Source organism: Paenibacillus sp. J31P316 (assembly GCF_056269105.1).
Genome location: NZ_JBWDNI010000007.1, coordinates 1 through 16,025 on the forward strand (window position 1 = coordinate 1; position 16,025 = coordinate 16,025).

Below are 16,025 nucleotides of genomic sequence, written 5' to 3' on the forward strand. Positions count from 1 at the left end.
AATTTCGCGATTTATGACCTTTTGACAGGTCGCTCATTGTTCAGTTTTCAAGGAACAAATTCAAGTGTCGTTCGCCCAATGTCTCAGCGGCGACTTGATTAATATATCACATCGCGTCGTTCAATTGCAAGCACTTTTTTTAATTCTTTTTGAAGATTCTTGCTTGCCCTTGTGACGCAAAAAATAATTTAACATATCTCCACCACCGAGGTCAAGCCTAAATCCGAAATTTCTACTTTGAACTTTTTTCCATTCAGAACAAAGTCATTTGCAGCCCTAACACTAAGGCGATCCCCGGCAAACCGAGCAGCACTACCGTGCCAATCGTTGCGGGATTCAACGGTACCTCGAAGCCTGATATGACACCAGAGTAATTAAGGACATAAAGCGCCAATGCAGCCGCTACCAGATGCAAGGCAAACCTTCTCACCCATCTAAAGGAAAGGCGATTGCGAATAACAACCGTAAGCAGCAATAAAGCCGACGCCAGCATAATAATCATCCACACGGTCTTCAATACGTAACACCGCCTTTCAGAACCGCCCACTGAACAGGCAAGCGTTTCGCCTTTCGAATAAGCATTTCATATCGCTTCTCAGCGGAAGCTATTGCGAAAATGGCATAATCGATCTGATCACTGTCCACCGCATACTCAAAAAACCGCTGCGCGTTTTCCCATTCCTGCTTAGCTGTCTGAATTTCATCAAGAAGCTCCAGCTGTTCCTGCTGCTCGCTCTTTTGCTTCAGAACCGCGGTCCGTTTCTTCCTCCTCAACCAATTCCACATTCCACTCAACCTCCCGCTTGTCCGTTCCTCCTAATCTTAGAAACGGCATATAGTTGAATGTATGAGGATGTGCTTCAGAATTAGAACAAGCCTTAGCACGATTGAAGATAAGCCATACAAAATAATAAGGCCCCGCGGGAACACTCTCCCACAGGGCTTCGAGACCAATCATCTGTATCAACCTAATTCTCTCCGGCCTTCCAGTGCTTTGGACAACGTGACCTCATCCGCGTATTCCAAATCACCGCCTACCGGCAGCCCATGGGCAATTCGCGTCACTTTAATGCCGAAAGGTTTAACGAGACGCGACAAGTACATCGCCGTCGCCTCACCCTCGATATTCGGGTTCGTTGCTAGAATCAGCTCCTGGACGGTCTCGTCGCTAAGTCGACGCAGCAGCTCGGCTATTCGGATCTCATCAGGGCCAATACCCTCCATAGGCGATATCGCCCCTTGAAGCACATGATATTGCCCTTCAAATTCCTTCGTCCGCTCCATTGCAACCAAGTCCTTGGATTCTTGAACAACGCAGATGATCGATTGATCTCTGCTCTTGTCCTGGCAAATCCGGCATGGATCGGTATCTGTGATGTTACAGCATACCGAACAATAGTGAAGGTTACGCTTGACGCTCACGAGCGCTTTCGCAAAATCGATGACGTCGTCTTCTTTCATCTTCAGCGTATGGAAGGCCAGTCTGCCCGCTGTCTTTGGACCAATGCCTGGCAAGCGGCTGAAAGCGTCTATAAGTTTGGCTATCGGTTCGGGATAATACAAAGCGCTTCTCCTCTATTCGTAAAACTAATTTAGAAAAGGCCCGGAATTTTCATGCCGCCCGTGAATTTGCCCATGTCTTTGTTCGCCAGCTCATCCGCTTTGTTGAGCGCATCGTTGATAGCCGTCATGACGAGATCCTGCAACATCTCAACATCATCCGGATCCACCGCTTCCGGTTTAATCGTGATGCTTTGCACGTTTTTGTGCCCGTTAACGATTACGGTTACGACGCCGCCTCCGGCGGTTCCTTCAATGATCTTCGTTCCCAATTCTTCTTGGGCTTTCAGCATTTGCTCCTGCATTTTCTTCACTTGCTTCATCATATTGTTCATGTTGTTCATCGTTCGACCACTCCTTGAGTTAGTTGATGTCGTGTAACATTAAGCTCACTTATCTTCAATGACGACGAGATCTTCGCCAAAGAGCTTCACGGCTTCCTCCACCCATTCGGGTTCCGGAGGCGGGCCAGCCCGCTCATCCTCTTGCAGCAATGTCAACTCATCCGCCGGCGCTGGCCCCTTCTCGGCAGCCGTCTGCCATTCCTTCAGCATGACGGTCGCCAGTCGAACCGGGCGGTTGTAGACTTCCTGCAGCACCCGTTCGATCACATCCCGATTAATCGGCTTCTCGGTCGTCTCGCGGTGGATAGAGTTTTTGAATGCGACCAATATTGTATTATCTGCGGCTGAGACGGGGTCTCCGTTCACGAACCAAGCATGCGTGGAAATATTGTGTCCTTTCACGCGTTGCAAAATGTCCGCCCATTTCATGCGAACTTGACCGGTAGCCTGACTCTCCGCCGCCGCGAGAAACGGATCGAGCTTCACGCGGGCGATAGAGTTGCCCAAACCGCCGCCTGATCCGCTTTTCCCGAAGTTGTTCGTTCCCCGGCTGCCTCCGCCGCGAGCCGCTCCTTGCTCCTGTCCAGCGCCGACATCCGCTTTCACGCCCGTTTGGACAAGTTGCTCAATCCGGCGTTCCAACGTATCGATCCGCTGTTGCAGCCGCTGAACCTCTCCACTGGATGATGCTCCGTCAGATGAAGCAGCCCCATCGACAGGCCGCTGGGCGCCGGATTCTTGAAGGGTGCAAATTTTCATAAGCGCGACTTCGAAAATCGTCTGCGGCAGCGCGGCATGGCGAATTTCAAGCTGGTATTGATTTAGCACGTCAATCATGCGGAACAACAGCTCCGCACTGAAGGACGACGCCATCTGCCTGTATTTATCTTGATCAACAATGCGTTCAGTCGATGCTTTGCCTTGCGGGGCCAGCTTCAGCACAAGCAAGTCCCGGAAGTAATAAACAAGATTCTCGAGGCACTTGTCCGCGCTCTTGCCCGCCTGCATGAGCCCTTCGACCAGCGGCAGGATCGCACCGGCATCCCGGTCGCGCACCGCTTCCGCCAACTGCTCAAACTGCTCTGCGGCCAAGCCGCCGGTCACGTCCACCGCGTCATGAAGCGAAATATGCTCGCCTCCGTATGCGGATACTTGCTCAAGCAAACCGATCGCGTCGCGCATGCCGCCATCCGAGAGCCTTGCTATGTAAGCAAGCGCATCATCATCGGCCGAAATGCCCTCATCGTCGCAAATTCGGCGCAGGCGCGCTGTCTGCTCCGGAAGCGATACCTGTCGGAAGTCAAAACGCTGGCAGCGTGAAATGATCGTGGCGGGCAGTTTATGCGGCTCCGTAGTGGCTAATATAAAGACAACGTGAGCCGGCGGTTCTTCAAGTGTCTTGAGAAGCGCGTTGAACGCCTCCGAAGTAAGCATGTGGACTTCGTCAATAATATACACTTTCGTTCGTACTTCCGACGGGGCATACCGGACCTTGTCACGAATATCCCGGATTTCGTCAATCCCGCGGTTGGAAGCGGCGTCGATCTCTACGACGTCCATTACCGTGCCTGCCGTAATTCCCCGGCATGCATCGCAGATATTGCAAGGTTCTGGCGATGGACCGCGCTCGCAGTTAATCGCCTTCGCCAATACTTTGGCCGTCGTCGTCTTGCCCGTTCCCCGCGGCCCGTTGAATAGATACGCATGCGAAACTCGATCCTCGCGAATCGCGTTCTGCAGTGTCTGAATAATATGTTGCTGGCCGACCATATCCTGGAACGTCTGCGGACGCCAGGCACGGTATAAGGCTATATGCGACATCGAGTCCGTTCCTTTCGGCTGTTGTCATCCACGGCCTGTACAGCTGACCGTTCTTCTATTATACACGATGCCGCCAGTCAAAAAAACCGTTGCATGCACCGGAATTGCGCCCGCATTCGAAGTTGGATTCTATTTTTTCGCGCTAGCGCGTCAAAATCCCTACCGAATCTCCCTCTGAATATGAAAAAACACCCTGCATGACTTCAAAGAGTCAATTCGGATGTTATCATTTAAAATTCAGGACCGTGCACCTATCCTTGATTTAAGCGACATGAGCGGAACGCTCACTCCCAGCTCTGGTCAAGCACTCCTCCGGCACATGAGCAAACTTGCTTATGGCTGCTTCCTTCCGGACCTGACCCGTTCACAAGCGCCCATTGCGGAGGACCCAACCGTCAACACTGTTCATGAACACCAGCCCCACACAGCAAAAACCTACGAAAGGAATTCAACCTCGCTACAGCGGATTGCGAGTTACAGGGCACCGCTACCTCCCCGTCTAGCACGGCAGAGATAAGTATAGCTTGTTCAATCCAAAAGTGCAACTGCCGTTTCCATGGGAGAGGATTCGTTCAGCGCGCCATCTTAACATGGACGTCGTAGCGCGGCATGTTAAATCGCAGTACGGAGATGGCTTTCGCTTTGACTTGCGCGCTGTCAAACCCCTTCTTGGGCGTTATGGTCACAAACATGTCCGGGGCTTGAAATAGAATCGTCGCCTTGTCCACGCCGGGTATTTGCTTCAGCTTGCTTTGGGCAAAGTCGCCGTCCGAATCTTGATTCGAGAATTCGCCGTTGCGGTTCGGCAGATGCGGGTTGCTGTTGGATAAGCCCATATATCCGTCATCTCCGTATGACTTGGAGTTGTAGTTGTTGGTGGCGTCCTTATTCCCGCAGGCAGTGAGCGAAATGGCCGCGGCCAGTGCGATCGTGCCCAGCAGAATTCGTGAGCTTGACATAAAAAAACCTCCCTTTAACCAATAGGATGGCTGAGGGAGGTTCTTGTATTCTGCTAATTTCCGGCAGGAACGGATTAGATACCGTATTTCTTCTTGAATTTGTCGACGCGACCGCCGGCATCCAGGAACTTTTGCTTACCCGTGAAGAATGGGTGGCAGTTGGAGCAAATCTCTACGCGAAGGTTCTGTTTGATCGAACCAGACTCGAAAGTGTTGCCGCAAGCGCAAGTTACTGAAGTGACGTGGTATGTCGGATGAATACCTTGCTTCATCTCGTTCACCTCTTTCTGCCCTGGATCAACAGGCGGACCCAGAGTTCTATAAAGACAATTTCGATTATAGCATGGCTAATCCTCTGGCGCAATGCCTTCCACAACTCAGCCAGCCGATCGAATATTTGGTCAAAGAGGCTGCTTGACCGGTGCCGGAGGCACGTGGGTGTAGGATCCGATGACGACGTCCGGCAGCTCGTCGGCGAAGATTTCCAACATTTGCTTCATGCCGTAAATTTCCCCTTGCGCCTTCGGAATGAGCTCCAAATAGCTCTCGGGATCGATGTTCAGGTTGCGCATCTGGATCAGCTTGAGGCCTGTCCGTTTCACGAAACCGAGCATCGCCTCGATCTCCTCTTCGCGGTCGGTGACGCCCGGGAAGATCAGATAATTGATCGACGTGTAGACGCCTTTGTCCGTCGCGTAGCGAAGCGATTTCTCGACGTTGGCCAAGTTGTAGCCGCGCGGCTTGTAGTATGCATTGTAGTGATCGTCGAGCGCGCTGATGGTGCTGACGCGCATCAGATTGAGTCCTGCATCCACGATGCCGCGGATATGATCCGTCAACCCGGCATTCGTGTTGATGTTGATGTACCCCATCGACGTGCGGCTGCGCACCTCGCGCATGGCATCGATGATAATCTTCGCCTGCGTGGAAGGCTCGCCTTCGCAGCCTTGCCCGAAGCTGATAATGGAATCCGGGGCATTCAAATGCTCCAGCATGACGTCAACGAGTTCTTGCACCGTCGGTTTGAAGTTCATGCGCGTCTGCGGAGCAGGGAACCCGCTGTCGTCCGGCTGTTCGGAAATGCAGCCATAGCAGCCGGCATTGCACGAGAACGAAACCGGCACGGCACCTTCCCAGCGCTGCAGGAACGTATTGGAAGCGGTCAAGCATTCATAGCCGAGCGCGCAATTGGACAGATGTTGATACAGACGGTTCTCCGGATATTTCGCCAAGAGACGTTCGACGCCTACGTTAAGCTCCTTGGGATCGCAGTTGAGCGGATTCCAGCGCTCCGGATCATCGCATTTCTGCGCGGCGACGTAAAATCCGCCGTCCTTCCATACGACGGCCGAGTAGCCGAACAGCGGAAGCTTCTGCGTCTTGTCCGTCTTCATGTAGCCGGGAATGCACAACCGGGTGTAGCCCTGCGGCAATAGCGCGCCAACAGCCTGATACTGGCCAGGCAGCGGACGCATGTCGCCCGACGCGGCATGGATGCCGATGGGACGCGTATGCGGCAAGCCAACCATGGTCGCGCCATCCGGCAACGGAATCAACTCGTCTTCCATCAGCTCCACGACCATGTCGCCGCTGCGGCCAAGCGCAATCCAATCGGGATGATCAAACAAGTTGCCTTGTTCGTCAGCATATACGAGATTCATGATGTACCTCCTGAAAACAAACCTGCTTTATATAATCTAAGTTACCGTAGTCGATCGTGATGCGGGACGGCGTTGAACACTGCTCTCGCTGCTTCCGGAGCTGCTTCTGCTGGTGCTTGAACTGCTGCTTCTGCTGCCGCTGCTGCTTGAGCTGCTTCTGCTGGTCGTTCCCGTCCCCTGCCGAGTTCTCGGCGCCGGAGGCGTAACGCCCGACGTGTCCAGGGACATGAGGAACTCCTCGTTATCCTTCGTATCTGCCAGCTTCTTCAGGAAGCCGTCGATGAATTCAATGGAATCGTTCATATTCTTGCGGATACTCCACACTTTATCCAACTGTTCCTTGGTCAGCAGCATTTCTTCGCGGCGCGTACCCGAACGGCGGATATCGAGCGCCGGGAAGATCCGGCGATCCGCCAGCTTCCGGTCAAGATGCAGCTCCATATTGCCTGTACCTTTAAATTCTTCATAAATGATGTCATCCATACGGGAGCCCGTCTCGATGAGCGCAGTTGCCAGAATCGTCAAGCTGCCGCCCTCCTCCACGTTACGCGCGGAGCCGAAGAAACGCTTCGGACGATGAAATGCAGCAGGATCAATACCGCCGCTGAGCGTCCGGCCGGACGCAGGAACGACCAAGTTGTACGCACGCGCAAGACGCGTAATGCTATCAAGCAGAATCACGACGTCTTTCTTGTGCTCGACCAGCCGCAGCGCGCGCTCGAGCACCAGCTCTGCCACTTTAACGTGATTCTCGGGCAGCTCGTCGAACGTCGACGCAACAACTTCACCCTTCACCGAACGCGACATATCCGTAACTTCCTCCGGACGTTCATCGATCAGCAGGACGATCAGCTCGATCTCGGGATTGTTAATCGCAATGCTGTTGGCAATTTCCTTAATGAGCTGCGTCTTGCCGGCTTTCGGCGGAGCCACGATGAGTCCGCGTTGTCCAAGCCCGACAGGGGCAAGCAAATCCATGATGCGCGTTGAAAGTTTGGGCTGGGCGGTTTCGAGAACGAGTTTCTTCTCGGGATAGAGAGGAGTCAGGGCTGGAAAATGAAGACGTTCTGCAGCATGTTCGGGGCTTTCTCCGTTAACGGCATTGACCTGTAAGAGACCAAAATAACGTTCATTCTCTTTGGGAGCCCGGCACTTGCCGGATACGACATCCCCTATGCGAAGATCGAACTTGCGGATCTGAGAGGCTGAAATGTAGATATCCTGGTTGCTCGGCAAATAGTTGATGGGTCTTAGGAAGCCGAAGCCCTCCGGTAAAATTTCGAGTACGCCTTGCATAAACATGAGTCCGCTTTGTTCCGCTTGCGCACGCAGGATCGCAAATATCAATTCTCTCTTCTTCAACTGACCATAGCCTTGAATTTGGTGCTGCTTGGCCAGCTTGTAAAGCTCCGTGAGCTTCATCACTTCAAGATCGGTGATCTGAAGTTCAGACATAATATCACCACTTCTTATCAAGGTTCAAGAAGAGTCGGCAGTCGCCAGCCTCATGACGGCGAAGCTTTCTTCCCATAAAAACGCAAACTGAAGATCGACTCGGGACAGGTTAGGGTATTACAAAAACATGCCAAGCCTATTCCATCATTGCCGGAATCGACCCTCTCTATTCGGGCCGACGCCGCATCTGATAGAAAAATAGAATCCTGGCGTTATTCGCGCCAAACATCAGCGCCGAGCATGCGCAAATTCTCGACTAAGTTATCATAGCCTCGGTCAATGTATTCAACGCCCGTGATTTCCGTCACGCCGTCTTCTACCGTAAGCGCGGCAACAACGAGCGCGGCCCCGGCTCTCAAATCGGCAGCGCGGACCTTCGCGGCGTTAAGCTTGCCGCCTTCAATGATGGCCGAACGGCCTTCCACCCGAATGTTGGCGCCCATGCGCGACAGTTCAGGCACATGTTTGAATCGGCTGCTGTACACGTAATCGCTCAAAATGCTGACACCTGCCGTTTGGGTGAGCAAGCTCGTCATCGGAGATTGCAAATCCGTAGCAAATCCGGGGTACACAAGGGCTTTCACGTCAATCGCTTCGTATGACGGCTGTCCGACGATCCGGATGGATTCATCCATCTCGTAGACATGGACGCCCATTTCTTGCAGCTTGGCGGTCATAGCTTCCATGTGCTTCGGAATGACATTGTCAATCAACATATCGCCGCGCGTAGCAGCGGCCATAATCATGTACGTACCTGCTTGAATTCGGTCGGGAATGATAGAGTGGCGGCAGCCGTGCATCCGTTCGACGCCTTCGATTCGAATCGTCTCGGTGCCGGCCCCTTTGATTTTTGCGCCCATGGCGTTAAGAAGCGTAGCTACATCTATGATTTCAGGCTCTTTCGCCGCGTTTTCGATAATCGTGAAGCCTTTGGCCCGCGAGGCCGCCAGCATGATGTTAATCGTCGCCCCGACACTGACGACATCCAAATAAATTTTGGCACCGCGCAATTCCTTCGCAACGATCCGGATGGATCCGTGATCGTTCGTTACCGTCGCACCAAGCGCTTCAAAGCCTTTAATATGTTGATCGATAGGACGAGGCTCGAAATTGCAGCCCCCCGGCAAGCCGATCGTTGCTTCGCCGAAGCGTCCGAGCATGGCGCCCATCAAGTAATATGAGGCGCGGAGCAGCTTTACTTTGCCGTTCGGCATCGGTTTGGATACCATGGCGGAAGGATCGATGACAATGGAGTCTCCGCTCCATTCCACGACACCGCCGAGCTCTTCCAAGATCTCGCTGTAGACCGCCACATCGCTGAGATGAGGCAGATTATCAAGCGTCACCGTCGATTCCGCCAAAATAGAGGCGGGCAAAAGCGCAACGGCGCTGTTCTTCGCACCGCTGATTTGCACGGTGCCGCGCAGCGGGCGACCGCCGCGAATCATCAATTTTTCCATCGGTATTCGTTATCCTCCCATCCGGTGAGAGCAATGGAACAAACAGCCGATAATGCCATAAAGCAAGCGCTCCGTCTCTCAAAGCGATCTTGAAGGACGGGGCGCCTGCTTCTCTCGCGCATTACGCAGCTGCTATATTCCCTTGACTATCGGAAGTTACGCTTGGTTGCTACTGTCGAACAAACGGATATTCCTTTGAACGACCGCTTGCATCGCTGCGCTCGCCGGAACCAGGTAGTTACGAGGACCGTTCGTAAACGGAATCGTTCGAACTGCGCACATCGCGGATCGCATTCGTGCAGCGACTTGGTTCTCCGTGTTCACGTTGATTTTGCCTGCGCCAGCCGCGATGGACAAGCGAATCGCTTCGTCCGGCTACGCGCATCACGCTTCTGTTGTCGCACCCGGTCATTATACCACATCCATCTTTCGTTTGGTACAAGTCCTGGCAATCGCCGGATATCCGCAGGACAAAAAAAGAGGGACCCTGTAATCAGGATCCCACTGCATACCAACCGCCGGACTCGCCTCCGCGCAGCTGTAAATTGACCGCCATCCTCATCTCGTCGATGTCGAACGGCTTCGTAAAATGCATCAGCGCACCATGGTCGGTCGCTTCTTTAATCATGTCGAGCTCACCGTACGCCGTCATCATGATCACCTTGATGTCTTTGTTGATCGCCTTGACATGCTTCAAAATCTCGAGCCCGTCCATGCCGGGAATCTTCATATCGAGCAAGACCAGATCCGGAGACTCGTTCCGAACGATCTCCAGCGCCATCTTGCCGTTCGGCGCTTGAAACGTGGTGTAGCCTTCGCTGCTGAACACTTCCATGAGCAAAATGCGAATGCCGTTCTGATCATCGACTATCAAGACTTTCTTGTTTTCCAACTTGAAACCCTCCTAGGAATGCACGACGATCAATCGCCACGACTGGATTGAAATCCCATGATGGCATAATTTCGCGCCCGCGCATCCATATTCCTGCTTAGCTGGAAAAAAACTTTAAGACTGACAAGCGATGTTAGCTCTCTGCCAATTCAAGCGCAGCGCGCACAAATCCGCGGAAAAGCGGCTGCGGACGGTTCGGACGCGACGTGAATTCAGGATGGAATTGCACCGCAAGGAACCAAGGATGCGTTGGAAGCTCCACCATTTCGACAAGACGTCCGTCCGGCGAAGTACCGGTGATTTTGAGGCCCGCGGACTCGATCGTCTCCCGGTATTCGTTGTTGAACTCGTACCGGTGACGGTGACGTTCATAAACAAGCTCGTCGTTGTACTCGCGCTCTGCCAGCGATCCCGGAGTCAGCTTGCACGGATAGAGGCCAAGGCGCATCGTGCCGCCCATGTCTTCGATATCCTTCTGCTCCGGCAGCAAGTCGATCACCGGATATGGCGTAAGCGGATTGATCTCGGAGCTGTTCGCGTCCTTGAGATCAGTTACGTTACGCGCGTATTCGATCACGGCCACCTGCATGCCGAGGCAAATGCCGAAGAACGGCACGTTGTTCTCGCGGGCATGGCGGATCGCGACGATTTTGCCTTCGATGCCGCGGTCTCCGAAGCCGCCCGGAACCAGAATGCCGTGGATGCCCTGCAGCTTGTCTGCCACGTTCTGATCCGTCAGCTCTTCCGCGTTCACCCAGCGCAATTTCACGTCCGCGTCGGCATCGAAGCCGGCGTGGCTGAGCGATTCCACGATACTGAGGTACGCATCGTGCAGCGCAACGTATTTCCCGACGATGGCGATTTCCGTCGTCCGGGAAAGCTGTTTGACGCGGCGAACGAGGTCTTCCCACTCCGTCATGTCCGGCGCGGGCGTGTTCAGCTTCAGATGATTCACGACGATCTCGTCCAAGCCTTCGTCGCGCAGATTAAGAGGAACCTCATAGAGCGTAGACGCGTCGCGGCATTCCACGACGGCGTTCTCGTCGATATCGCAGAACAGCGCAATCTTGCGTTTCATGTCTTCCGCAAGGGGATACTCCGTCCGGCAAACGATAACGTTCGGCTGGATCCCGATGCTTCTGAGTTCTTTTACGCTATGCTGCGTCGGCTTCGTCTTCACTTCGCCAGCCGCTTTAATATAAGGAATGAGCGTGACATGAATGTACATGACATTCTCGCGGCCGATGTCGCTCTTGATTTGGCGGATCGCTTCAAGGAACGGAAGGCTCTCGATATCGCCGACCGTACCGCCGATCTCGGTGATTACGACGTCCGAACCGGTCTCTTTGCCCGCGCGGAATACGCGTTCCTTGATTTCGTTCGTAATATGAGGAATGACTTGAACCGTACCGCCCAGGTATTCGCCGCGGCGTTCCTTCGTGATGACCGACGAATAGATTTTACCCGTCGTTACGTTGCTGTTCTTGGACAGGTTGATGTCGATGAAACGCTCGTAGTGGCCCAAGTCCAAATCCGTTTCCGCGCCGTCGTCCGTCACGAATACCTCGCCATGCTGGTACGGACTCATTGTTCCCGGGTCGACGTTGATGTACGGATCGAATTTCTGAATCGTCACTTTAAGACCGCGGTTCTTGAGCAAGCGCCCGAGCGAAGCTGCCGTTATGCCCTTGCCAAGCGATGATACGACACCGCCTGTTACAAAAATGTACTTAGTCACTGATAATACCCTCCAACGCCTGTATGGTTATGATATAGGTTCTCCCAATTCCATCAGAAAAATGGTCCATAAAAAAGAAAAAAGTGACACCCGTATAAACGGGGCACTTTCTAATTTTGGCTTATACCTTATGTCCGAACTTGAAGCCCAAACAATATCTTAACAACTGAGAAACCGCCTGTCAAGGAAACTTGAACAGGCGGCAGAGGCCATTGTTTTACTTGTCGTCTTCGTCCTCTTCGTCGTCGTCCAAACCGTCTTCGTCTTCTTCATCCGCGCCGGATTCCGCGCCTTCAGCGTCTCCGTCAATGCTCTCTTCTTCGGCTTCCTCGTCGTCGATCAGCACTTCTTCGTCGACTTCCGCCTCTTCTTCGGCTTCGTCGAAAATCTCCTGATCTTCGTCGTACGAATCGAAATCGTCGTCTTCCGCCGCGTACGTATCTTCTTCCTCGTCCACGTAAGCATCGTCGTCGTCGTCTTCGTCGTTAATGATGCGCGAACGCTTCGCGTTGCCCACCGGATCTTCGTTACGCTCGACAGGGTACCAGCGTTTCAGCCCCCACATATTGCTGCCGACGCATGCGAAACGGCCGTCGATGTTGATTTCTGTATATACTTGCGCAATCACTTGGTTGATTTGCTCTTGGGACAGCCCGCGGATTTTCGCGATTTCCATCATGATGTCGCGATAGTAAAACGGTGTGTTCGCCGCTTTAAGCAATTCAAATGCCAGGTCAACCATGGGCATTTCCTTGACGCGTTCCGGATCGATTTTCAAGACGATCTCGCTGCTCATTTCGGACACTTCCTCTCATGTCAAATTGCCTGCCGATCGCAAGCAATACATTATCAAACTATAGTAAAACCTATTTTATCTCAAAAAGCAAGCCGTCCCTCCCGCGCGGACAAAGAAGGAATGAAAGCCTCCCCCTGCGGCGGACCGCGAAGGGCCGCTCCGCCGAAAAGCCTCGGCGCGAAAGAGCCTCATGATCGGCTTGCGGACGATTACAAAAAAGAAAAAGCGGAAGGGATCCCTCCGCTTTGACTGTATCCTTCCGGACCGCGGCGTTCGCCGGTATCCGGTACAAGAGTCCGGGAAGGACTCTTGGTCTATACTATGTCCCCGTGCGGCGAATGACACGGTTTGCAGCCTAATTCTTCGAAAAAAGGCAAGTTGCTTATACAGCTTGTTGCCCTCCTTCATACAATACTGCAGCATGATTCGCCATGGAGGGGAAGCCAAATTTGGACAGATCCGCAATTCTCCGCCTGTTGCACAGCGCGACGTCACCCTCAGCATCAGCCGTCAAGCGCCGAATCGTCCGCTTCCGGCAGCGCAGCGACTACGAACGTTTCTTGCTCGAATGGTCGAACTTCGACATGCCAAGCGAGGACGCCTCGATAGCCGTTCGGCATTTGCCCTCCATTGAAGCCTTCTCTCTCCCCGTCACGAGCGAATTGCTGGCCGTCGCCCCAGCGAGCGGCATGTGGATGGAAAATGACCCCCACGTATCGGTTCACGCTACCGTGCACAAACCGGTCGCCCGCGAGAAAGGCATCCCGTGGGGCGTGCAGGAGATCAAAGCGCCTTTGGCCTGGAGCACCACGACGGGACACCGCATCAAGGTCGGCGTCATCGACACCGGCGTCGATTTCAGCCACCCCGATCTGAAGCAGTCGCTCGGGAGAGGAATCAATTTATTGAACCGCGGCTCCTTGCCGCATGACGATAACGGCCATGGCACGCACATCGCCGGCACCATCGCCGCCGCTAACCAGCTGCACGGCATGATCGGCGTCGCGCCCCGGGCCACCGTGCATCCGGTCAAGGCGTTCGACCACAACGGCAGCGCCTTCGTCTCCGACATCGTGCTCGGCATCGACTGGTGCGTGCGCAGCGGCATGGATATCGTCAACATGAGTTTCGGCATGAAAACACGCAGCAAGTCGCTTCTGACCGCCGTCAATAACGCCTTCAACGCCGGCGTCATCATCGTCGCGTCCTCCGGCAACGACGGCAAACGCAAGTCCATCGATTATCCTGCCCGTTACCCGCAAACGATTGCGGTCGGCGCGACCAACCGTCTGCGCCGCATTGCCCCGTTCAGCAACCGCGGCATGTACATCGACGTCTACGCGCCGGGCGACAAGATCCTATCGTCGTGGCTGCGCGGCAAATACAACGAAATGAGCGGCACCTCGATGGCCACCTCCCATGTCAGCGGCGCCATCGCGCTGCTGCTCGCCCATCGCCCCGGCATATCGCCGACGGACATCAAGGCGATCGTCAAGCGATCGATGCTGCCTTTGCGAGGCACGAAAACTCCCCGGCTGACCGGGGAGCTGGATGTCATACGCATGCTCCAGGCCGTGGAACGATAAGTTCCACGGCCTGGTTTGTGTAATGGGACTAGGCATTGCGGGCTAACGTCGGAAAGCGCGGACGCGGAACTACATGCGCTCCGGCGCGGATACGCCGACGAGCTTCAGCACGTTCGCGATGGCGATGCGGGCAGCGCCGAGCAGCGCGAAGCGCGCCTGGGTTTGCGCCGCGTCTTCGGTAATGACGCGGTCCGCGCGGTAGTAGCTGTGGAACAGCGAGGCCAGCTCGTATACATAGCGGATCAGGCGGTGCGGCGCGTACTGCACCGCGGCTTCCGCGATTTCGAGCGGCAGCTCGCCGATTTTGCGAAGCAGGTCGAACTCATGCTCCGTCGTCAACTTGCCGAGATCCACCTCGTTCAGCGGCAGCACCGTAATGCCCTGCTCCTCTGCTTGGCGGAAGATGCTGCAGATCCGCGCGTGCGCATACTGGACGTAGAAGACCGGATTCTCATTGGACGTCGAGATCGCCAAGTCCATATCGAAATCGAGATGCGAATCCATGCTGCGCATCGTGAAGAAGTAGCGGATCGCGTCCGTGCCGACTTCTTCCGTCAGGTCTTCCATCGTGACGGCCTTGCCGGTCCGTTTGGACATTTTGACCTTCTCGCCGTTCTGGAACAGGCTGACCATCTGCGCAATCAGCACGACAAGCTTCTGCGGATCGTTGCCGAGCGCCTCCATCGCCGCTTTCACGCGCGGGATGTAGCCGTGGTGATCGGCGCCCCAAATGTTGATCATCTTGTCGAAACCGCGGCCGAATTTGTCGCGGTGGTACGCGATGTCAGGCGTCAAATACGTGTACGAACCGTCATTCTTCACAAGCACGCGGTTCTTGTCGTCGCCGTAGGCCATCGTGTTCAGCCATGTCGCGCCCTCTTCCTCGTAGACTTGGCCGCGTTCGCGAAGCGCTTCGAGCGCCTGCACGACTTGGCCCGTCTGGTAAAGAGACGTCTCGCTGAACCACACGTCGAAGCCGACGCGGAATTCGCTGAGGTCGCGCTTGATCTTCGCCAGCTCGCGCTCCAAGCCATAGTCGCGGAAGTAGGTGAATCGTTCTTCATCGGACAGCGACAATAGACGGTCGCCTTCAGAGGCGGCCAGTTCCTTGGCAAATCCGACGATATCCTCGCCATGGTAACCGTCTTCCGGCATGGCAGCCTCCAAGCCTAGCGCTTGCTTATAGCGCGCTTCGATGGAGAGTGCCAGATTCGCGACTTGTTTGCCGGCATCGTTGATATAATATTCCCGCGTGACGTCATAGCCGGCGAAATCCAGCAGGTTGCAGAGCGCGTCGCCGACGGCGGCGCCGCGGGCATGGCCGAGATGCAGGCTGCCGGTCGGATTCGCGCTGACGTATTCGACTTGGACGCGTTGTCCGCCGCCGGTTCCGATACGGCCGTAATCGGCGCCCTGCTCCGCCGTCTGAGCGATGACCGGATATAAGAAGCTGCGGTCCAGACGGAAGTTAATGAAGCCGGGTCCGGCGATTTCCGCGCTTTGGATGGATGCCTTGGCCGTATCCAGATGCGCGATGATCGCTTCCGCGATTTGGCGCGGATTCTTCTTGGCCAGCTTCGTCAGCTGCATGGCGGCGTTGGTGGCGAGGTCGCCGTGCGCCTTCTCCTTCGGCACTTCCAGCACGAAGACCGGAAGCTCTTCGCGCGCAGCCAATCCGGCCGCGACGACCGCATCGGCGATCGCTTCTTTCACTTGCAGGTGAAGCTGTTCAATTACACTTGGTTTCATATCC

16 protein-coding genes and 1 other RNA gene are annotated in these 16,025 nt (G+C 54.6%); 1 reads left to right on the forward strand and 16 read right to left on the reverse strand.

All coding sequences use genetic code 11. The features are described from left to right. Positions 1–253: 253 nt before the first annotated feature. The 15 genes from AC0YNU_RS20305 to rpoE all read right to left on the reverse strand — a co-directional run bounded on the left by AC0YNU_RS20305 (position 254) and on the right by rpoE (position 12,686). Positions 254–508, reverse strand: a complete 255-nt coding sequence (locus AC0YNU_RS20305) for a pro-sigmaK processing inhibitor BofA family protein (RefSeq protein WP_475760410.1) — start codon at positions 506–508, stop codon at positions 254–256. A gap of 5 nt (positions 509–513) precedes the next feature. Next, the gene (locus AC0YNU_RS20310) at positions 514–786 is read right to left on the reverse strand and encodes a YaaL family protein (RefSeq protein WP_475759980.1); all 273 of its coding nucleotides are present in this window, start codon (positions 784–786) and stop codon (positions 514–516) included. Between the two features lie 177 nt (positions 787–963). Next, entirely contained in the window at positions 964–1,563 is a 600-nt protein-coding gene (gene recR / locus AC0YNU_RS20315) for a recombination mediator RecR (protein WP_161701011.1), read from the reverse strand. Between the two features lie 29 nt (positions 1,564–1,592). Then, entirely contained in the window at positions 1,593–1,904 is a 312-nt protein-coding gene (locus AC0YNU_RS20320; protein ID WP_475759983.1) for a YbaB/EbfC family nucleoid-associated protein, read from the reverse strand. Between the two features lie 45 nt (positions 1,905–1,949). Beyond that, positions 1,950–3,725: a DNA polymerase III subunit gamma/tau gene (gene dnaX, locus AC0YNU_RS20325; protein WP_475759985.1), complete on the reverse strand. Its 1,776-nt coding sequence runs from the start codon at positions 3,723–3,725 to the stop codon at positions 1,950–1,952. Between the two features lie 243 nt (positions 3,726–3,968). After that, positions 3,969–4,233: signal recognition particle sRNA large type (ffs, locus tag AC0YNU_RS20330), an RNA gene on the reverse strand. 64 nt (positions 4,234–4,297) lie between these two features. Then, positions 4,298–4,684, reverse strand: a complete 387-nt coding sequence (locus AC0YNU_RS20335) for a hypothetical protein (protein WP_475759987.1) — start codon at positions 4,682–4,684, stop codon at positions 4,298–4,300. A 74-nt stretch (positions 4,685–4,758) separates the two neighbouring features. Beyond that, positions 4,759–4,956 carry a 50S ribosomal protein L31 gene (gene rpmE / locus AC0YNU_RS20340; RefSeq protein WP_161701020.1) on the reverse strand — a complete coding sequence of 66 codons (198 nt, stop codon included), beginning with the start codon at positions 4,954–4,956 and terminating at the stop codon, positions 4,759–4,761. Positions 4,957–5,085: 129 nt separating this feature from the next. Beyond that, positions 5,086–6,345 (reverse strand): radical SAM family protein, encoded by a 1,260-nt coding sequence (locus tag AC0YNU_RS20345; RefSeq protein ID WP_475759990.1) that lies wholly within the window; start codon positions 6,343–6,345, stop codon positions 5,086–5,088. Between the two features lie 36 nt (positions 6,346–6,381). Continuing rightward, positions 6,382–7,800, reverse strand: a complete 1,419-nt coding sequence (rho, locus tag AC0YNU_RS20350) for a transcription termination factor Rho (RefSeq protein ID WP_475759992.1) — start codon at positions 7,798–7,800, stop codon at positions 6,382–6,384. Between the two features lie 212 nt (positions 7,801–8,012). Next, a complete protein-coding gene (locus tag AC0YNU_RS20355; RefSeq protein ID WP_475759994.1) occupies positions 8,013–9,260 on the reverse strand; it encodes a UDP-N-acetylglucosamine 1-carboxyvinyltransferase in 1,248 nt (415 codons plus the stop codon). 156 nt (positions 9,261–9,416) lie between these two features. Further along, the gene (locus AC0YNU_RS20360; RefSeq protein ID WP_475760412.1) at positions 9,417–9,623 is read right to left on the reverse strand and encodes a class II fructose-bisphosphate aldolase; all 207 of its coding nucleotides are present in this window, start codon (positions 9,621–9,623) and stop codon (positions 9,417–9,419) included. 130 nt (positions 9,624–9,753) lie between these two features. Beyond that, positions 9,754–10,152 (reverse strand): response regulator, encoded by a 399-nt coding sequence (locus AC0YNU_RS20365; RefSeq protein ID WP_161701028.1) that lies wholly within the window; start codon positions 10,150–10,152, stop codon positions 9,754–9,756. 133 nt (positions 10,153–10,285) lie between these two features. Beyond that, a complete protein-coding gene (locus AC0YNU_RS20370; protein WP_475759996.1) occupies positions 10,286–11,890 on the reverse strand; it encodes a CTP synthase in 1,605 nt (534 codons plus the stop codon). A 217-nt stretch (positions 11,891–12,107) separates the two neighbouring features. Then, positions 12,108–12,686 carry a DNA-directed RNA polymerase subunit delta gene (gene rpoE, locus AC0YNU_RS20375; RefSeq protein WP_475759998.1) on the reverse strand — a complete coding sequence of 193 codons (579 nt, stop codon included), beginning with the start codon at positions 12,684–12,686 and terminating at the stop codon, positions 12,108–12,110. Between the two features lie 449 nt (positions 12,687–13,135). On the opposite strand from rpoE, the gene AC0YNU_RS20380 reads away from it, so the two are divergent. Then, positions 13,136–14,272 (forward strand): S8 family peptidase, encoded by a 1,137-nt coding sequence (locus tag AC0YNU_RS20380; RefSeq protein WP_475760000.1) that lies wholly within the window; start codon positions 13,136–13,138, stop codon positions 14,270–14,272. A 69-nt stretch (positions 14,273–14,341) separates the two neighbouring features. On the opposite strand, the gene argS is transcribed toward AC0YNU_RS20380, so the two are convergent. Beyond that, positions 14,342–16,021 carry an arginine--tRNA ligase gene (gene argS, locus AC0YNU_RS20385; RefSeq protein ID WP_475760002.1) on the reverse strand — a complete coding sequence of 560 codons (1,680 nt, stop codon included), beginning with the start codon at positions 16,019–16,021 and terminating at the stop codon, positions 14,342–14,344. Positions 16,022–16,025: the final 4 nt, after the last annotated feature.

Coding starts and splice junctions, on each gene's coding strand:
- rpoE (WP_475759998.1), bottom strand. CDS start 12,686: ATGAGCAGCGAGATCGTCTTGAAAATCGATCCGGAACGCGTCAAGGAA.
- AC0YNU_RS20355 (WP_475759994.1), bottom strand. CDS start 9,260: ATGGAAAAATTGATGATTCGCGGCGGTCGCCCGCTGCGCGGCACCGTG.
- AC0YNU_RS20320 (WP_475759983.1), bottom strand. CDS start 1,904: ATGAACAACATGAACAATATGATGAAGCAAGTGAAGAAAATGCAGGAG.
- dnaX (WP_475759985.1), bottom strand. CDS start 3,725: ATGTCGCATATAGCCTTATACCGTGCCTGGCGTCCGCAGACGTTCCAG.
- argS (WP_475760002.1), bottom strand. CDS start 16,021: ATGAAACCAAGTGTAATTGAACAGCTTCACCTGCAAGTGAAAGAAGCG.
- AC0YNU_RS20335 (WP_475759987.1), bottom strand. CDS start 4,684: ATGTCAAGCTCACGAATTCTGCTGGGCACGATCGCACTGGCCGCGGCC.
- AC0YNU_RS20345 (WP_475759990.1), bottom strand. CDS start 6,345: ATGAATCTCGTATATGCTGACGAACAAGGCAACTTGTTTGATCATCCC.
- AC0YNU_RS20310 (WP_475759980.1), bottom strand. CDS start 786: ATGTGGAATTGGTTGAGGAGGAAGAAACGGACCGCGGTTCTGAAGCAA.
- rho (WP_475759992.1), bottom strand. CDS start 7,800: ATGTCTGAACTTCAGATCACCGATCTTGAAGTGATGAAGCTCACGGAG.
- rpmE (WP_161701020.1), bottom strand. CDS start 4,956: ATGAAGCAAGGTATTCATCCGACATACCACGTCACTTCAGTAACTTGC.